Source organism: Shigella sp. SIG3 (assembly GCF_053555855.1).
Map to the genome: position 1 here is coordinate 18009 of NZ_JBQZXE010000006.1, position 19005 is coordinate 37013.

Annotated in this window: 17 protein-coding genes; 3 read left to right on the forward strand and 14 right to left on the reverse strand. The window is 49.9% G+C overall.

Translation table 11 applies throughout. The features are described 5' to 3' along the window. Nucleotides 1–127: 127 nt before the first annotated feature. From artJ to ACUU1I_RS02745, 6 genes are all read right to left on the reverse strand, one after another. The gene (artJ, locus tag ACUU1I_RS02720) at nt 128–859 is read right to left on the reverse strand and encodes an arginine ABC transporter substrate-binding protein ArtJ (RefSeq protein WP_001295905.1); all 732 of its coding nucleotides are present in this window, start codon (nt 857–859) and stop codon (nt 128–130) included. A 291-nt stretch (nt 860–1150) separates the two neighbouring features. Then, a complete protein-coding gene (gene artM / locus ACUU1I_RS02725; protein ID WP_000464491.1) occupies nt 1151–1819 on the reverse strand; it encodes an arginine ABC transporter permease ArtM in 669 nt (222 codons plus the stop codon). Then, the gene (gene artQ, locus ACUU1I_RS02730; RefSeq protein ID WP_001001691.1) at nt 1819–2535 is read right to left on the reverse strand and encodes an arginine ABC transporter permease ArtQ; all 717 of its coding nucleotides are present in this window, start codon (nt 2533–2535) and stop codon (nt 1819–1821) included. Before artQ ends, artM begins: the two co-directional genes overlap by 1 nt. 6 nt (nt 2536–2541) lie before the next feature. Then, a complete protein-coding gene (artI, locus tag ACUU1I_RS02735; RefSeq protein WP_000756575.1) occupies nt 2542–3273 on the reverse strand; it encodes an arginine ABC transporter substrate-binding protein ArtI in 732 nt (243 codons plus the stop codon). A 17-nt stretch (nt 3274–3290) separates the two neighbouring features. Beyond that, a complete protein-coding gene (gene artP / locus ACUU1I_RS02740; protein WP_000027205.1) occupies nt 3291–4019 on the reverse strand; it encodes an arginine ABC transporter ATP-binding protein ArtP in 729 nt (242 codons plus the stop codon). Nucleotides 4020–4236: 217 nt separating this feature from the next. Next, nucleotides 4237–4752, reverse strand: a complete 516-nt coding sequence (locus ACUU1I_RS02745; RefSeq protein ID WP_001270662.1) for a lipoprotein — start codon at nt 4750–4752, stop codon at nt 4237–4239. 648 nt (nt 4753–5400) lie between these two features. On the opposite strand from ACUU1I_RS02745, the gene ACUU1I_RS02750 reads away from it, so the two are divergent. The 3 genes from ACUU1I_RS02750 (at nt 5401) to amiD (ending at nt 8531) form a co-directional block, all read left to right on the forward strand. Beyond that, nucleotides 5401–7170, forward strand: coding sequence for a pentapeptide repeat-containing protein (locus tag ACUU1I_RS02750; protein ID WP_005067311.1), 1770 nt, complete (start codon nt 5401–5403; stop codon nt 7168–7170). 210 nt (nt 7171–7380) lie between these two features. Then, entirely contained in the window at nt 7381–7704 is a 324-nt protein-coding gene (locus ACUU1I_RS02755; protein WP_001160737.1) for a heavy metal-binding domain-containing protein, read from the forward strand. Next, nucleotides 7701–8531: an N-acetylmuramoyl-L-alanine amidase AmiD gene (gene amiD, locus ACUU1I_RS02760; RefSeq protein WP_001255158.1), complete on the forward strand. Its 831-nt coding sequence runs from the start codon at nt 7701–7703 to the stop codon at nt 8529–8531. Before ACUU1I_RS02755 ends, amiD begins: the two co-directional genes overlap by 4 nt. Here amiD and ACUU1I_RS02765 read toward each other — a convergent pair. From ACUU1I_RS02765 to aqpZ, 8 genes are all read right to left on the reverse strand, one after another. Further along, nucleotides 8528–9541 (reverse strand): NAD-dependent epimerase/dehydratase family protein, encoded by a 1014-nt coding sequence (locus ACUU1I_RS02765; protein WP_005067316.1) that lies wholly within the window; start codon nt 9539–9541, stop codon nt 8528–8530. The two genes, amiD and ACUU1I_RS02765, sit on opposite strands and share 4 nt — an antisense overlap. Before the next feature lie 98 nt (nt 9542–9639). Beyond that, nucleotides 9640–11070, reverse strand: coding sequence for an SDR family oxidoreductase (locus tag ACUU1I_RS02770; RefSeq protein ID WP_001136549.1), 1431 nt, complete (start codon nt 11068–11070; stop codon nt 9640–9642). A 10-nt stretch (nt 11071–11080) separates the two neighbouring features. Beyond that, on the reverse strand, nt 11081–12082 hold the full coding sequence (gene ltaE / locus ACUU1I_RS02775) for a low-specificity L-threonine aldolase (RefSeq protein WP_000566361.1): 1002 nt from the start codon (nt 12080–12082) through the stop codon (nt 11081–11083). A 36-nt stretch (nt 12083–12118) separates the two neighbouring features. Then, nucleotides 12119–13837 (reverse strand): ubiquinone-dependent pyruvate dehydrogenase, encoded by a 1719-nt coding sequence (poxB, locus tag ACUU1I_RS02780; RefSeq protein ID WP_000815384.1) that lies wholly within the window; start codon nt 13835–13837, stop codon nt 12119–12121. Nucleotides 13838–13969: 132 nt separating this feature from the next. Next, nucleotides 13970–14938: an NADH oxidoreductase gene (hcr, locus tag ACUU1I_RS02785; RefSeq protein WP_000178655.1), complete on the reverse strand. Its 969-nt coding sequence runs from the start codon at nt 14936–14938 to the stop codon at nt 13970–13972. An 11-nt stretch (nt 14939–14949) separates the two neighbouring features. Next, nucleotides 14950–16602: a hydroxylamine reductase gene (gene hcp, locus ACUU1I_RS02790; RefSeq protein WP_000458819.1), complete on the reverse strand. Its 1653-nt coding sequence runs from the start codon at nt 16600–16602 to the stop codon at nt 14950–14952. A gap of 143 nt (nt 16603–16745) precedes the next feature. Further along, complete coding sequence (gene lysO / locus ACUU1I_RS02795; RefSeq protein ID WP_000491142.1) at nt 16746–17645, reverse strand: L-lysine exporter LysO; 900 nt, start codon at nt 17643–17645, stop codon at nt 16746–16748. 456 nt (nt 17646–18101) lie between these two features. Beyond that, nucleotides 18102–18797: an aquaporin Z gene (gene aqpZ, locus ACUU1I_RS02800; RefSeq protein ID WP_005067324.1), complete on the reverse strand. Its 696-nt coding sequence runs from the start codon at nt 18795–18797 to the stop codon at nt 18102–18104. Nucleotides 18798–19005 lie beyond the last annotated feature (208 nt).

Below are 19005 nucleotides of genomic sequence, written 5' to 3' on the forward strand. Positions count from 1 at the left end.
CATGCCGGATGCGGCGTGAACGCCTTATCCGGCCTACAAAATCATGCTAAATCAATACATTGCAGAGTTGATGTGGGCCGGATAAGCGCAGCGCATCAGGCAATCTTACTTTTGTCATCAGTCTCAATTACTGCGGAAACCACTGGTCATTGATTTTCTGATATGTACCGTCAGCTTTAATTGCTGCCAGCGCGTTATTCAGTTTTTCCAGCAGAGCTTTGTTATCCGGACGTACAGCGATACCCAGGCCGGTGCCGAAGTATTGCGGATCGGTCACTTTTTCAGTCGCAACGCCCAGTTGCGGATTGGTTTTCAGCCATTCGTTTACCACCGCGGTGTCACCAAATACCCCATCAATACGACCATTTTTCAGATCGATAAAGGCATTCTGATAACTGTCATAGGAGACAGTTTTCACTTCCGGGTGCTGATCCTGAATATATTTCTGGTGCGTCGTACCGTTTTCCATCCCAATGCGTTTGCCTTTCAGGTCGGCAAACGTTTTGTAGGTATCTTTTTTGGCAATCACGACGGCTGAGTTTTCATAGTAGGGTGTGGTAAACGAAACCTGCTTGCTACGCTCCGGGGTGATATCCATACCGGAGATTACGGCGTCATATTTTCTGAATTTCAGTGACGGGATCAGGCTGTCGAACGCGTGATTAGTAAAAGTACATTCTGCCTGCATTTGTTTGCACAAGGCTTTTGCCAGATCGATATCAAAGCCGACAATCTCATTATTAGCACCTATAGATTCAAAGGGTGGATAGGTGGCTGAAACGCCAAAATTGATTTTCTCTGCGGCAGAAGCACCGAAAGTAAAGGAAGCAAGTAAAGCGGCAAGAACTAACTTTTTCATGATGGAACTCCCGTCTGTCAATCTTATGATTTTTGGCCGTGTCTGCGGCATGGGATAACAATGCCACCAAGTGAATTTATATGCAATAAACATGATTAAATAATTTAAATGAAATAAAAAAAGACGGATAACTTAGTTAGTTGTCCGTCTTCATTATAAGAATTTATGCACTATGTAGGCCGGATAAGGCGTCCACGCCGCATCCGGCACAGGCACCGTGCTGATGTCTGATGCGACGCTGGCGCGTCTTATCAGACCTACAAATCCCCCCGGCGAATGTACGCAGCTACATTAATTCCGCCGTTCGAATGCCAGTGCTTTGCGCTCGATCAGACGCATCATCAGCGTCAGCAGGCCGTTGACGACCAGGTAAATAATCCCTGCCGCACCGAACACCATTACATCGTAGGTGCGTCCGTACAACAACTGGCTGTATCCCATCACTTCCATCAGCGTAATGGTGTAAGCCAGAGAGGTACTTTTGAACACCAGCACCACTTCGTTGGAATAAGAAGAGAGCGAGCGTTTAAAGGCATACGGCAGCAGGATCGCCAGCGTATCTTTTTTGCTCATTCCCAGGGCGCTACAGGACTGCCACTGACCTTCTGGGATCGCACGAATTGCACCGTAAAACAGCTGCGTGGTATACGCCGCACTGTTCAGCGATAACGCAATCAGCGCACATAACCACGGTTCTGACAACAAATGCCACAGTGCCGGATACTCCTGCAACGTCGGAAACTGGCCCGGCCCGTAATAAATCAGGAAGATCTGCACCAGCAGCGGCGTACCGGTAAACAGCGTGATATAACCCCGCACCAGCCACACCAGCACCGGCGTTTTCAGCGTCAGGATGATGGTAAAAATCAATGCCAGAATCAGTGCCACAATCAGCGAGGCAACGGTTAGCGTCAGGCTGGTGTGCAGCCCTTTCATCAGCTCGGGTAAATACTCAAACATTAGCTGGGCCTCCGCTCAAAACGTGTCGCGCGCAGGTCAATGCGTTTGAGAATGTACTGACTGAGCAGGGTGATCACCAGGTAAATCGCCGCCGCCACAATGTACCAGGTAAATGGTTCCTGGGTACGAGTAGCAATGCTTTTGGTTTGTAACATTAAATCATTCACACTAATCAAACTGACCAGCGCGGTATCTTTCAGCAGCACCAGCCACTGGTTACCGAGGCCAGGCAGCGCATGACGCCACATCTGCGGCATCACCAGACGGAAAAAGATAGCCGATTTCGACAGCCCCAGCGCCTGACCAGATTCCCACTGGCCCACCGGTACAGCTTTCAACGCGCCGCGCAGCGTTTGCGAGGCATAGGCGGCATACAGCAGTGACAGAGCGATGACACCACAAAGGAACGGACTCACGTCGAAGTTCTCAATGTCCATCTGCACCGGGATCTGCACGAACCCAAGATTGATAGTGAAGCCATCCGAAAGCGTCAGCAGTAACTGCGAGGAGCCAAAATAGATAAACAGCACTACCAGAATTTCTGGCAGGCCACGCAGAATGGTTACCAGCGCTGAACCTGCCCACGCGACAGGACGCCATTTCGCTGACTCCCATACCGCAAAGAACATCGCCAGCGCCAGCCCGACAATCAATGCACAAACGGCAAGGCCGACGGTCATCCCGGCGGCGCTTGCTAAAGGAAAAAATTCATTCATCAGGAATTACTTCTGGAACCATTTGTTGTAGATGGTTTCGTAAGTGCCATCTTTCTTCACTTTTTCCAGCGCAGTGTTGAGTTTCTGCTGCAGTTCAGTGTTGCCCTGACGTACCGCGATGCCGAGGCCAGTACCGAAATAATCTTTATCGGTCACTTTATCGCCCACTGCCGCCAGTTTTGGGTTATCTTTCAGCCACTCAGTGACCACTGCGGTGTCACCAAATACGCTGTCGATACGCCCGTTTTGCAGATCCAGTTTTGCGTTCTGGTAGCTGTCATACGGAACGGTGGTGATTTCCGGGTGCTTATCCATAATGAACTTCTGGTGTGTCGTCCCGTTCTGAACGCCGACTTTTTTGCCTTTCAGCTGATCAACACTGGTGTATTTGCCTTGCTGACCCACAAACAGGGCAGAGTTGTCATAGTACGGGGTAGTAAACAGTACCTGCTTTTCACGCTCCGGAGTGATATCCATGCCCGCCATCACTGCTTCTACGCGACGGAATTTCAGGCTTGGGATCAGGCTGTCAAACGCCTGGTTAGAGAAAGTACAGGTTGCATCAATCTCTTTACACAGTGCCTGTGCCAGGTCGACGTCAAAACCAACGATCTGGTTGTTTGCATCAATCGATTCAAACGGAGGATAGGAGGCTTCGGTAGCAAAACGAATGGTTTCGGCAGCTGTGGCGGAAAGACTAAAACCTGCAATTAACGCGGCAATCAGAACTTTTTTCATTGTTGTTATCCCGAATCTTAGTGAGAGAGATAGTTTTTAAATGCTTCGGTTTGCGGCTCGGTAAAGCAGCTCGCGTCGCCTTGTTCTACGATATGACCATTTTCCATATACACCACTCGGCTGGCGGTTTTACGCGCCACTTCAACTTCGTGGGTGACGATCACCTGGGTAATATTCGTTTCTGCCAGCTCACGAATGATGCTGACGATTTGTGCCGTAATTTCCGGGTCCAGTGCGGCGGTCGGTTCATCGAACAGCAGTACCTGCGGTTCCATCATCAACGCACGGGCAATAGCAACACGCTGCTGCTGACCACCAGAAAGATGCAGCGGGTAACGATCGCTATAAGGTTTGAGACGCAGACGTTCCAGCAGTTTTTCTGCACGGGCCAGCGCCTGATCTTTACTCAACCCCAGTACACGGCAGGGCGCTTCAATCAGGTTTTGCTGCACGGTCAGATGCGGCCACAGGTTGTATTGCTGAAACACCATGCCAACGTTACGACGCAAATCGCGAATCGCTTTGTCAGAGGGTGTTTTGGTGAAATCGAAATGGTTGCCTGCAATGTTGAGCGTACCGGAGCGCGGCATCTCAAGCAGATTGAGTACACGCAGCAGCGAGCTTTTACCCGCGCCGCTGGGGCCAAGTAACACCAGCGTTTCGCCCTGTGGGCAATCCAGCGTGATATCGAACAGCGCCTGATGCGCGCCGTAGAAGCAATTAATGCCGTTTAATTGAATACTCATTGACACTCGTATACTGGCAGTCTGATAGCTATTGAGGTCGAAGATAGTACCTTTGACAGAATAATTATGCAATATTTATGCTTTAAAAGTTAAAAGCAAAGCGCATTATTCAATAAACATAGCACAAAATAACGGGGGCGGTGGTCGGTGAGCATAAATGTCGGCATTCCTCACGAAATGCCGGATAATTTACGTGGTTTATTGGTTGATCAAGGCGTTAGCGATTCTCGATGGACTGACGGAGCGTACCCGCCGTGGCATGAACGCTACCGCCTAAGTAGCGCACATCGTCGATGACCCAACACTGGCCTTCCTGAATCATTAACACTTCATCCTGCCAGCCCTGGTCACCCTGTTTGAGATCCACCCGCAATGGAATGTTACGGGCATCACGATTAGGGATAGTCGATGCACTGGCAACGTGGGCGCTGTCTGGCAAGGTGGTTCGACTGGAGAACGGATCGCTGCTTAACAATTCACGATGACTATTATCGCGGCTGGCATCGCTAAGTTGGGTTGCCAGTTTGTCACTCAAATAGGGGCGCAGGGCGGTAATGTCATTGCTGCGATGTTGAATGCGGTAGTCGTAGAATTGTTGAGCCACACTGTCAGGCCCTCCCTGGACACAGGAACCGGTGCGGGGGCCGTTATCTTTATAAGCTGGCGTGACGGTGGTACAGGCACTCAGCAGCAGTGCACATGGAATAAGTAGAGATAGTGAACGGTAGCGCATAATCATTTCCTTATTAGCTTGCTGTCTGCGTCACACTACGACCAAACGCTATCAGATTATTTAATACATTGTTTTTAATACAATTCTGAAACAATCTGAACACCTGATTGGGTTTGAGTCCATTGCTGGCTACCCACTCAAGGTTGCTCGTAGCTGACTTACTTAAATTACCCAAACAATAGACAGTGTAAACCATTTGTGAGGTTGAGCGTGTTATATGGCTGAAATGATCATTTAAGGTAAATATGATAGTTCTGAAATGGTGGTATAAATCCTCCTGTAGAGGTTAAGAGCATCTGCAAGAAGCCAGTTTCACATTTATAACGCGTGATAAATGAATGCGGTTATTGTCTAATCATTACAAAATTTTTCACATGCGATAAGAGATCCTGCGATTAAGATGATTGCCAAAATTACGTTGTATTTTTGAAAATGAGCGAAATTTGATAGTCCCAGCTTTGACTCTCGATAATATTATTTATGCTACAATTGTGGGTAAAGAATTTAAGCTAATGAATTTGAGTGAAGAATAAATTAAATTGCTTCAGTATTTCGTTAATTAATATGAATACAAAAGGTGTTGTGCTTTTATAATTATAAAGCGCGAGGAGTTCGGTGGATTATCGTTTTTCTTGGATGATTTTTAATATGATAAACAATATATCTGATCAAGCATCATCATTTCCAGGCACACAACTAAATCAAAGTGATAATTTCCTGGATTCACTGAGGGAATTTTTCGCGATATTAAATTCCAGTCGTAAGGGTGAGTTGTCTACATGGGATACCATCTACTTGCATCTGATATTAGCAATAAATGCTGACAGTGATCTCATAAAAAATGATGTGTTGCTCGCGGAAAATATTCCATCAGCGAATTACCAATTTAATACATTTTTTAGCAATGCTTTCGAGATTGATGTTAAAAAATATCTGGGTAAATCAGAAGATAACGAAGTTGAAATAAAAGCGGGTAATGAAAGAATCTCTATTGGAATACGTAATGTATCGAATGGAAAACTTGAAAGACAACAGTTTCTTTTCCCACTGGACTATGAGAATAAATTACAAGAACAATTAGATAAGTATTTTACGATTGAATCGCACCCATTATTATACAGGTATACCATTGGTAGTAAGATTGCGAATGTGATTTTTGAAAAGTTATACAGTCGTATTGACTTTAACAAAGAACAATATATATCCTTTATAAAGGACGCATTTATTCATTTTTATGATTATAGCAGGCGATATGCTATTAGTGAGAATATCGATAAAGACGCTGTAACAAACAATATCGCATTGATGAGCACTTTTTATGACAGTGATAATACGTCAGGTGAGGTTTTAAATAATGATTTTACAGAAGAAGAGTCATTTGAAACTGCGTTAGATGTAGAGCATGCAATAGTGCTTGGATTTGCTGATGATAATTTTGAAACAAAACCTGTTCATTATCAGGATTTATTAACACGATTTAGTGCCTTTCAAGATACCGTGTTTAATCTGTTTCCTGAAATGCACTCTTCGCATTACCACGATATTTGTAGCGTAAGTGTGGATATGACAAAGGGAACGCAATGCATGATTCACTTGATGGTGAATGAAGAAGTTTTCATGTCTCTGCCTGTTCCAGTTGCCACGATGGTACGTGAAGATGCAAGTAATTTAGTCAATCTTAAAACACTACTCAATGATGGTTGTTTCATTAAATATAGTCATTTTAATGACGTGGCATTAATAAAGCAAAACATAAGTAATCTCTATTTATCACACACTGTTGTGAATGAAAGCATATTGAAAAAATGTTGTTTTGAAAACGGCAGTTTAGGTGATGTTAAAATAACAAATAGCAATGTAATAAACAGTGCATTCAAAAATATTTCGTTTAGATCTGTTAAAATTAATAACGTAAATACTCATTCTTTAAAATTTATTAACTGCAATTTTTTCAATGTTGATATGATAAGAGTTAATCTCAGCAAATGTCTTTTTCATGAATGTAGTATGCATGGTGTCAAGATAAAACCCTGGTTGCCTGTAAAATGGACAAAAGAATTAATAAGTGATTATTTGTATGGCTGTTTACTATCTCTGTACTCTATCTGTGCAAGGGATATATATAATATGAACGCCGGGAATAACGTGAAGGTTGCTGCGGATGCTTTCCTTGAAATTATTTTCTCTCTTAAAAATAAATATTGTATTAAACTATTAAGCGCTCAGGATCGGGCGTTTATATACGAGTTTGCAAGAATGATCTTCGCTTATATTAATGACAAAAGCATTGAGATCTTATTACTTTCTTGTTTTGCGGCGGCTGACCAAAAAGCAATCCAGCGGTATAGACCTCAGTCACAAGATGGGGAAGACTTTAGGAGTCATTTACAATATAAGTTGCCTCTTTCCGCTCATTAATGTTGTTGGTGCAACATAATAAGACAGGTAAGCGGTACCCTATAATGAAACCAATATCGGGTTATGCAACGGATAATCGTAAAGACTTAAGTGGGTGTTTTTGACACAATGAGATGATTTCCTAAACTGATCAAAACCTTCTTCCCAACATGGCATATCAGTCCGATAATGCTTTAGAGATCGAAGGCTTAACAAACAAGGAGATCGATCATGCAATTTTCTACAACCCCAACTCTGGAAGGCCAGACCATCGTTGAATATTGCGGTGTGGTGACCGGCGAAGCGATTTTAGGTGCCAATATTTTCCGTGATTTCTTTGCCGGTATCCGCGATATCGTTGGCGGACGTTCCGGTGCGTATGAAAAAGAACTGCGTAAAGCACGGGAGATCGCCTTTGAGGAATTAGGCTCCCAGGCGCGGGCGCTGGGGGCCGATGCCGTAGTTGGTATTGATATCGACTACGAAACGGTCGGGCAAAACGGCAGTATGCTGATGGTTAGCGTCAGCGGTACGGCGGTGAAAACGCGTCGATGAGAAGAGTCTTCTGGCTGGTCGCTGCCGCTCTGTTACTGGCAGGGTGTGCAGGCGAAAAAGGCATTGTCGAGAAAGAGGGATATCAGCTTGATACCCGACACCAGGCGCAGGCGGCGTATCCGCGCATTAAAGTGCTGGTGATCCACTACACCGCAGATGATTTTGATAGCTCGCTGGCGACACTGACTGATAAGCAGGTCAGCTCGCATTATCTGATCCCTGCGGTGCCACCGCGATACAACGGTAAACCGCGCATCTGGCAACTGGTGCCGGAACAAGAACTGGCCTGGCATGCGGGGATTAGCGCCTGGCGCGGGGCAACGCGCCTTAACGACACCTCTATTGGCATTGAGCTGGAAAACCGTGGCTGGCAAAAATCATCCGGAGTGAAATATTTTGCCCCGTTTGAACAGGCACAGATTCAGGCGCTTATTCCGCTGGCGAAAGATATTATTGCCCGTTATCACATCAAGCCGGAAAACGTAGTGGCACATGCGGATATCGCACCGCAGCGCAAAGACGATCCGGGGCCATTATTTCCCTGGCAGCAACTGGCGCAGCAGGGGATTGGTGCCTGGCCGGATGCGCAGCGGGTGAACTTTTACCTTGCCGGGCGCGCGCCGCACACACCGGTAGATACCGCGTCATTGCTGGAGCTTTTGGCGCGCTACGGTTATGACGTAAAACCTGATATGACACCGCGCGAGCAGCGGCGCGTGATTATGGCATTCCAGATGCATTTCCGCCCGACGTTATATAACGGCGAAGCGGATGCAGAAACTCAGGCGATTGCCGAAGCATTGCTGGAGAAATACGGGCAGGATTAGCGCGGCAGTTTTCCGTGGTCGCGTAGCCAGGCGGCAGTTTTCTCGATGCCTTCATCCAGGGTGATGACCGGCTGATAACCTAACTCTTCCTGCGCACGCGTAATATCCAGCGTAAAGTCAAAATTCAACTTGGAGACGCCGTAGTGGGTCAGCGGCGGCTCTTTTGCTGACTTGCGGCCTAAACGCTCCATGCTGTGGGCGATCATATCCAGCATCGGGTAAGGGACGGAACGAATACGACAGTCAATATTCAACTCGTCGATCAGCTTCTGCACGATGCTGCGCAGTGTGCGATGCTCGCCGTTGGTGATGTTGTACACACGCCCGGAAGGTAGCTTATCGCAGGCTTCCTGGCTTGCCAGCCACATTGCGTGCACGGCATTTTCATAGTAGGTCATATCGACCAGCGCACTGCCGCCATGCGGTAACAGAATACTGCCGTAGTGGTGCATCATATGCGCCAGACGGGGAATAAAGACTTTATCGTGCGGTCCGAACAGACTTTGTGGGCGCAGAATAGTAAAGCGCGTTTGTGGATTCGCCTGCGAAAGCATATTGATCACTTCTTCGCTGGCTGCTTTGCTGCGGGCAAACTCGTTGGCGAAGCGGTGAGGGCGAAAATCTTCTTTAATATCGCGATGGTGGTGATAATCGAAGTACAGGGAGGGGGAAGAGATATGAATAAAGTTACGCACACCCCAGGCGACAGCCCATTCACCCAGGCGGCGAGTGGCGCGAACGTTAGCCAGATCGAAAGCCTGTTGTGTCCCCCAGGGTGAGGTAAAGCTGGAGCAGTGCCACAGCGTATCAATGCCCGCGAGCATCACTTTAGCTTGTGATGAAACCAGCTCGGTCAGATCCGTCAGAACAAACTCTGCGCCCATTTTTTCCAGCAATTTACCCATTGCTTCGTTGCGACCGCTCGCACGCACGCTGATGCCTTTCTGGCATAAAAACTCTACCGCGTTTCGACCTAAGCCGCTGGTGGCGCCGGTAACCAGTACCTTCATATCAATCCACTGTTGTTGAGAAAATGACGTGCGCATTCTTCCGTGATTTCCCCCATGATGCAATGGGAAACATGAAAGAATAACGCAGGTTTTGTCGATTAATCTGTGCTTTGTTCTGCCAGTCTGGCGATTTGTTTTGCCATTCCGCGAAAAATAAACAGATGCGCGGGGATCATCAATAACCAGTAAAACAGCCCCGGCATACCGTGCGGATGCCAGAAAGCGCGGACATCGATAGTACGATAGTCACCTTTATCTTCCAGGGTAAAACACAGTCGTCCCAGCCCCGGCGCTTTCATGCCAAATAACAACGTAAGTTGCTTTTTCGGTTCAACGACAATCACTTTCCAGCTATCCACCGCATCGCCGGTCTGTAAATATTCGCGCTCCGGGCGGCCTTTCGCCAGATTATGACCGATCGCGCGGTCCATCAACGCCCGTGTCTGCCACAAAATATTGCCAAAGAAATAACGCTCTTTACCGCCGATTTGGTTCACCACCAGCCATAAAGCCGCAAGGCTGGCGGACGTTTTAACGGTAAACCCCGCCTGTTTGGCGAAATAACCGTACTCCGGTCGCCAGCGGGCAAAGGCCTGAGCGTCGTAGCCCCAGTCGCTGGAGTTGACCAGTTTTTCTTCCTCTTTCAACGTGCTACGTACCGCGTCATCGAAAGCGATCAGCCGTTGTGGGATGAGTGCACGTAGCGCGGTATCATCTGCCAGCAGATCGTGTTTCAGCCCCTGAATCAACGCCCTGGCGGTGGTGGGCGGTACGGAAGTAATCACATTGAGAAACCACACCGAAATCCAGCGGGTGGGGAGGGGGATGGGGATCAACCAGCGGCGCTTACCGCTCACCGCCATAAAATGTTCAAACTGTTGCTGATAACTGAGCACCTCTGGTCCGGCGGCTTCGAAGATGCGGTGTTTGTTGGCTGGATGGTCTAACAGCGCCACCAGATAGTGCAGCAAGTTTTCCAGCGCGATGGGCGTGGTGCGTGAACGTACCCAGCGTGGCGGCGTTAACACTGGCAGGTTGTAGACCATATCGCGCATGACTTCGAACGCCGCTGAACCTGCGCCAACGATAATTCCGGCCCGAAGTTCGGTCACTGGTACATTCGCTTCACGAAGAATGTCCGCCGTAGCCTGACGAGCTCGCAGATGATCCGACTGCTCATGTGGCGGGGCCTGCAACGAACTGAGAAAGATTAATTGCTTAACTGGTACTTCACGTAGCGCATCGCGGACGTTGAGAGCCACCTGGCGCTCCTGAGCGATAAAATCGCCGCCTTCGCCCATGCTGTGCACCAGAAAATAGACGGTATCGATATCCTGCAACAGGGCAGGAAGGTTATCCGGCCAGCTGAGATCGACTTTATGGCAACTGACGTTTGCCAGTTGCAGCTTTGCAAGCCTGTCGACATGACGTGCCGCCGCCAGGATCTGATGCCCTTGCTGGCTGAGTGTGCGCACCAGATGCTGACCAATGTAGCCACTGGCACCGAGAACTAAAATGCGTTGCGGCACGTCTCTCTCCTTAACGCGCCAGGAATGCGCGCCAGTGGGCGGCGACTTCCGCCAGTTGTTCGCGCGAGACGTCAAGATGCGTCACCAGGCGGACAATCGGCGAGGCGTTAATCAGCACGTTTCTCGCTTTCATGTATTCGCCTAACGCGGCAGCATTTTCTTCCCCGACGCGAACAAACAGCATATTAGTGTCCTGACGCATCACATCCGCGCCTGCTTCACGCAGTTGCTCCGCCATCCAGGCGGCGTTGTCGTGATCTTCCTGCAACCGTGCGACGTTATTTTTCAGGGCATACATCCCGGCGGCAGCCAGAATCCCGGACTGACGCATCCCGCCACCGGCCATTTTCCGCCAGCGGATGGCACGTTTAATGTAATCACGATTACCGACGAGTAATGAACCGACTGGCGTCCCAAGACCTTTCGACAGGCAAATGGTGAACGAATCACAATATTGCGTGATCTCTTTCAGTTCGCAGCCGTAAGCCACCACGGCATTAAAGATGTGCGCACCGTCAACATGCAGCGCCAGATTGCGCTCGCGGGTAAATTCCCATGCTTCTTTCAGGTATTCACGCGGCAGCACTTTGCCGTTGTGGGTGTTTTCCAGACTGAGTAATTTGGTGCGGGCGAAATGGATATCGTCGGGTTTGATTTTCATCGCCACTTTATCCAGCGGTAGCGTGCCGTCGGCAGCCGCGTCGATGGGTTGCGGCTGAATACTGCCCAGCACCGCTGCGCCACCGGCTTCAAACAGATAGTTATGCGCGGCCTGACCGACAATATACTCTTCGCCACGTTCGCAGTGACTGAGCAGAGCGACCAGGTTGGCCTGAGTGCCGGTAGGCAGAAAAATGGCGGCTTCTTTACCGGAAAGCTCTGCTGCATAGTCCTGCAGAGCATTAACGGTAGGGTCGTCTCCGTAAACGTCGTCCCCAACCGGGGCGGCCATCATCGCTTCGAGCATGGCGCGGCTCGGTCGGGTAACGGTATCACTGCGTAAATCAATCATGGCATGTCCTTATTATGACGGGAAATGCCACCCTTTTTACCTTAGCCAGTTCGTTTTCGCCAGTTCGATCACTTCATCGCCGCGTCCGCTGATAATTGCGCGCAACATATACAGGCTAAAACCTTTGGCCTGTTCGAGTTTGATCTGCGGTGGAATGGCTAATTCTTCTTTGGCGACCACCACATCCACCAACACCGGACCGTCGATAGAGAAGGCGCGTTGCAGGGCTTCATCAACTTCAGAGGCTTTTTCTACACGGATACCCGTAATGCCGCACGCTTCGGCAATGCGGGCAAAGTTGGTGTCGTGCAGCTCAGTACCGTCTGTCAGGTAACCTCCGGCCTTCATCTCCATCGCCACAAAGCCCAGCACGCTGTTATTAAAGACGATAATTTTCACCGGCAGTTTCATCTGCACTACTGAGAGGAAATCGCCCATCAACATGCTAAAACCGCCATCGCCGCACATGGCGACCACCTGACGTTCCGGCTCGGTTGCCTGCGCACCCAACGCCTGCGGCATGGCGTTAGCCATCGAACCGTGGTTAAACGAACCTAACAGGCGACGCTTGCCGTTCATTTTCAGATAACGTGCCGCCCATACCGTTGGCGTGCCGACGTCACAGGTAAAGATGGCGTCATCGGCGGCAAAATGACTAATTTGCTGCGCCAGATATTGCGGGTGAATGGCTTTCTCGCTCGGTTTAGCTAAATCGTCCAGCCCTTTGCGGGCATCGCGGTAATCTTCCAGCGCTTTATCCAGAAACTTGCGATCGGTTTTTTCTTCCACCAGTGGCAGCAATGCGCGCAGGGTTGATTTGATATCGCCGACCAGCGCCATATCTACCTTGCTATGTGCGCCGATGCTGGCTGGATTAATATCAATCTGAATAATTTTGGCATCGGTCGGGTAGAACGCACGGTAGGGGAACTGAGTACCGAGTAGCACTAACGTGTCGGCGTTCATCATGGTATGGAAACCTGACGAGAATCCGATTAACCCGGTCATTCCAACATCATACGGATTATCGTATTCGACATGCTCTTTACCGCGTAGGGCATGAACAATAGGTGCTTTAATTTTCCCGGCAAACTCAACTAACTCTTTATGCGCCCCCGCGCAGCCGCTGCCACACATCAGGGCGATATTGCTGGAATAACGCAGCAGTTGCGCCAGTTTGCGTAACTCTTCTTCTTCCGGCGTCACGACTGGCTGTGGCGCATGATACCAGTGCGTGGTTGCCCCTTCTGGCGCAGGTTTTAACGCCACGTCGCCCGGTAACACAACAACGGAAACGCCACGGTTAAGCACCGCTTTGCGCATAGCAATTGCCAGCACTTGTGGGATCTGCTCCGGGCTGGAAACCAGCTCGCAATAGTGACTACATTCGCGGAATAGCTCTTGTGGGTGGGTTTCCTGGAAATAGCCGCTGCCAATTTCGCTGGAGGGAATATGAGCGGCAATCGCCAGTACCGGAACGTTATTGCGGTGGCAATCGAATAGGCCGTTGATCAAGTGCAGGTTGCCTGGGCCGCACGATCCGGCACAGACCGCCAGTTCTCCTGAAAGTTGTGCTTCAGCGCCAGCGGCAAACGCCGCCACTTCTTCATGGCGGGTGGACATCCACTCGATGGTGCCCATGCGATTAAGACTGTCGCTAAGACCGTTCAGAGAGTCGCCCGTGACTCCCCAGATGCGTTTCACGCCTGCCGATTCGAGTGTTTTGGCGATATAAGCTGCAACCGTTTGTTTCATGGTTCTCCATCTCCTGAATGTGATAACGGTAACAAGTTTAGTTCATCTGACGGAGGGGGAAGGGATGGGAGAGAAAGGAGGCACTAACGGTTAAATAGCCCGATGAAAGGAATATCATCGGGCATAAGGCGATTATGCGAGAACCAAATCCCCCTGCGGATGGCAGGAGCAGGCCAGTACGTAACCTTCAGCGATTTCGGCGTCGGTCAGCGTCATTGTACTGCTCACCGTATATTCACCGGAAACCACTTTTGTCTTACAGCAGCCGCAAACACCCGCACGGCAGGCAGCGACAACCGGAACGTTATTGCTTTCCAGCGCCTCCAGTAGCGTGGTGCCAACCGGGGCGTAAAATTCTCGTGCCGGTTGCAGTTTGGTGAATTTCAGACCGCTGGTCGCCGCTTCTGCTACTGGGGTGAAGAATTTCTCTTTAAAGAAACGCGTCACGCCGAGCGCTTTCACTTCCTGCTCTACCCAATCCATATACGGAGCCGGGCCGCAGGTCATCACGGTACGTGAAGCTAAGTCAGGTACATCTGCCAGCAGTTCGCGAGTGAGACGACCAGCGATAAAGCCTTCGGTAACGTTATTTTCTGCCACCAGCGTTACCGGATAGTTACGCCACTCATCGGCGAAAATAACATCCTGCGGCGTACGCACGTTGTAGATCACCCGCACATCGGCCTGTGGACGGTTCTTCGCAAGCCAGCGACGCATCGACATAATCGGCGTGACGCCGCAGCCTGCCGCCAGCAACAGGAATTTATCTTCTGCTTTATCGTCGCAGGTAAATTCCCCCATCGCGTCCGAAAGCCAGAGATAATCACCGCGTTTTACATCGCGCGTCAGCCACTGGGAGCCGACACCGTCATCAATCCGCCGCACGGTCAGGGTGATATATTCACTCACGCCTGGCGTGGAGGAAATGGTGTAAGCACGCAGCGTTTCCGCTGAGTTTCGCACGCTGACCAGTGCATATTGCCCGGCGCGATATGGGTAGTGATCGTGGCAAATCAGGGAAATCGTCCACACATCCGGCGTTTCTTGCGTAATGTGATGAACCTGCATCCGCCACGGGCATTGATTCGTTGGCATCGTCATCGACAAACTCCTTACGCGCTCAACAGTTGCTTCATGTCTTCTTCAACAGTGGTGATAGAACGCAGGCCGAATTTCTCGTTCAGCACCGCCAGCAGGTCTGGTGTCAGGAAACTAGGTGCAGTCGGGCCGGTGACGATATTTTTCACGCCCAGAGAAAGCAGCGTCAGCAGAATGACAATCGCTTTCTGTTCAAACCAGGAGAGCACCAGCGACAGCGGCAGATCGTTCACACCACAGCCCAGTTTCTCTGCCAGAGTGACAGCCAGAATAATTGCTGAGTAAGCATCGTTACATTGACCTGCATCTACCAGACGCGGCAGACCTTCGATATCGCCAAACTCAAGTTTGTTAAAGCGATATTTACCACAGGCGAGGGTCAGGATCAGGCAGTCATCCGGCACGCTGGTGGCGAAATCGGTGAAGTAGTGGCGCTCGCCGCGTGCGCCGTCACAGCCACCAAGCAGGAAGATATGACGCAGTTTTTCACGGCTAACCAGATCAATCAGCGTATCGGCTGCACCAAGCAGCGTCTGGCGACCAAAGCCCACGGTGATCAGGTGAGGAATTTCGCTGTACGGGAAGCCCGCCATTTGTTGCGCCTGGGCGATGACCGCAGAGAAATCTTCGCCATCCAGATGACGCACGCCAGGCCAGCCAACGATGCTGCGGGTCCAGATACGATCGTCATAAGCGCCTACGGTTGGGTCGATGATGCAGTTCGAGGTCATCACGATGGGGCCAGGGAAACGAGCGAACTCCACTTGCTGATTCTGCCAGCCGCTGCCGTAGTTACCGACCAGATGCTTGAATTTACGCAGCTCCGGGTAGCCATGCGCAGGCAGCATTTCGCCGTGGGTGTAGACATTAACGCCCGTGCCTTCGGTCTGTTCCAGCAGGTTGTAGAGATCTTTGAGATCGTGACCGGAAATCAGAATGCATTTACCCGCCGTCGCTTTGACGTTGACCTGGGTTGGCGTCGGGTGACCGTATTTACCGGTTTCGCCTGCATCCAGAATGCTCATCACTTTGAAGTTCATCTGGCCGATTTCCATTGAACACTCAAGAAGCGCGTTCATATCGGCAGGCCAGGTCCCCAGCCACGCCATGATTTTATGGTACTGGGCATAAATATCGTTGTCGTATTGACCGAGAACATGCGCGTGTTCCATATAGGCCGCCGCACCTTTCAGGCCATACAGGCACAGCAGACGCAGGCCGAGAATGTTTTCGCCAATCGCCGCTTTATCTTTGTTAGGGGTAAATTCTGCTGCCTGACGTTGCAGCTCGCCGAGATCATCGCTCACCAGTTGCAGGTCAGCCATCGGGTTATCGACGCGCGCGTTGGCATCTACAGCCAGGCATTGTGCTTTCAGCGCCTCGCGCAAGGCAATCGCTTCACGAGCGTAGCCGACAATACGCGGAGAATCGAAGTTAACGTTGGTCAGGGTTGAGAAAAAGGCACGTGGCGCGAAGCTGTCAACATCGTGGTTGATGATGCCGTATTCACGCGCTTTTACCGCCCAGGCAGAAAGCCCTTGCAGCGCCGCGATGAGTAAATCCTGAAGGTCAGAAGTTTCCGCCGTTTTACCACACATCCCCTGCGCGTATGAGCAGCCGTTTCCTGCCGGAGTACGGATAGTTTGTTCACATTGCACACAAAACATGATCACACCTTTTAAAGTTATATTTAATATACATGTTTAAGGTTAAGACGCTTAACGCGGGGATAAAAGGGATTTTTCATGCAACTTTAAGGGAGATTGATTTAGCGCAATTTTGGCGGCAGGGATCTACCGCCAGAGAGGTATTACGCAGAGAAAAAGGCGATGAGGATCGGCACTAACAGGCTAAGAATAAAACCGTGAACAATTGCCGCCGGGACCATATCCAGCCCGCCAGTACGTTGAAGAACGGGCAGGGTGAAATCCATTGATGTGGCACCGCATAAGCCCAGTGCAGTAGAGCGGCTGCGGCGAATCAGCCCAGGGATCAACATAATAGCAATCAGTTCACGGGCCAGATCATTAAAAAACGCCGCGCTCCCGATTACCGGACCAAAAGATTCGGTCAATAAAATACCGGAAAGAGAATACCAGCCGAAACCGGAGGCCATTGCCAGCGCGGTATTGATGGGGAGATCAAGAATAAAGGCGTTAATTAAACCACCAATTAATGAACTGACAACCACCACCACGGCGACAATCATTCCCCGGCGATTAAGGACAATCTGCTTTAAGGTCATGCCATTATTGCGCAACTGAATACCAACGAGGAAAAGTAGCAAAATTAACGTGTATTCACTGGCTTCGGTCGCGTGTTGTAAGAAAGCCAGTCCACTCAGACCAATGGCAAAACCAATCACTACTACGCCGCACAGTTTTAGCGACTCCAGCGCCATCGCAATACGCGACGGGAGTTTTTCTTGCTGATGGTGGTTGCGCCACGGCAGGCCTCGCTCCAGCCACATCAGGGCGGCAATATTACACAGTAAAATAACGGTAATACTGACGGCAGAATAATGCAGAATCGCCAACAGGTTACTGGCGAGGTTATCGAGAAACGCCAGACTGATACCCATAAAAAAGAGAATAAGGTAAACCATCCAGCTTAATAGCTGATTAATAACTTTTAACGCAGCTTGTTGGCGAAGCGGAATGAGGTAACCCACAATCAGGGGAACCAGAATGATTAACAGCCCAGAAAACATGAAAATCCAGTCCTTGCAAAGAAGAAGTCGAAATGCGCGATGACACACTACTGAAAGCGGAAGGACGAGTAAAGTTGCAATTAAAAGGAAATGTTATGCATCAGAGGGGGATTTTTAATCCTATCTGAGTGTTTAGCATTGTTGCGCTCCTTTCATGTGCAATGCCATATAAAGCCACTGGCGGAGGGAGCGCGCAGGGGGCAGCCAGTCGCCGCCGCCCCCTGCACCCCCGGGCTCTGGCGAACAAAATCGCCGCTGCGCGGTACCTTCAGCTTATCCCCTTCGGCAACCAGGTCGGGCGCGAGGTAACGTCCTGTAAGACGCGCCCTCAGCCCACATCCATGTGGGCTGCCCCGGCCTTCGGGGAACGCTTCAGCGATTTTGACGCCACCAATACCCGTGCGGTTTGTAATGTCGAAGATAAAACAACCAGGGCAGATAAAATGCCAATGCTAATTAATCACGCTTTTCCAGCAGAGTCCGGTAAATCAGACCACCGATAATGCCGCCGACAATTGGCACCACCCAGAAGAACCACAGTTGTTCTAATGCCCAGCCGCCCTGGAAGATAGCAACCGCGGTGCTGCGCGCCGGGTTAACAGAAGTGTTAGTCACCGGAATACTGATTAAGTGAATCAGGGTTAAGGCCAGACCAATAGCGATCGGCGCAAAACCTGCCGGAGCGAATTTGTCGGTTGCACCGTGGATCACTAACAGGAAGCCCGCACTCAATACCAGTTCAACTACCAGCGCGGAAAGCATGGAATAACCGCCTGGTGAATGCTCGCCATAACCGTTAGAAGCAAAACCGCTGGCTGCCGCGTCAAAACCCGTTTTACCACTGACAATTAAATACAGCAGCGCCGCTGCAACAATACCGCCGACAACCTGGGCAATCACGTAGCCAACGACTTCTTTTGCCGGAAAACGTCCGCCAGCCCATAAACCAATAGTGACCGCCGGGTTAAAATGACCACCAGAAATATGACCAACAGCGAAGGCCATCGTCAGAACGGTCAAACCAAATGCCAGCGCCACGCCGGCAAAACCAATGCCTAATTCCGGGAAGCCTGCGGCCAGTACAGCACTACCACAGCCACCAAAAACAAGCCAGAAAGTACCAAAACATTCAGCTGCTAATTTTCTGAACATATCCACCTCAATTAAAAATTGACCCTGTGAAAAATAGGGTCGTTTTATAGGGTCGTCGTAAAAAATGACGACGGAAATAATGCGCGGCTATTTTAAAAACGAAGGCGAGTCATTCACCAGATAAATAAATCCAGTAAATTTGATTTAGGGCAACAGCGGGTTGCCCCATATAGTCATTTGTCTGATTGACAGTGTAGTGCAAGCAAAA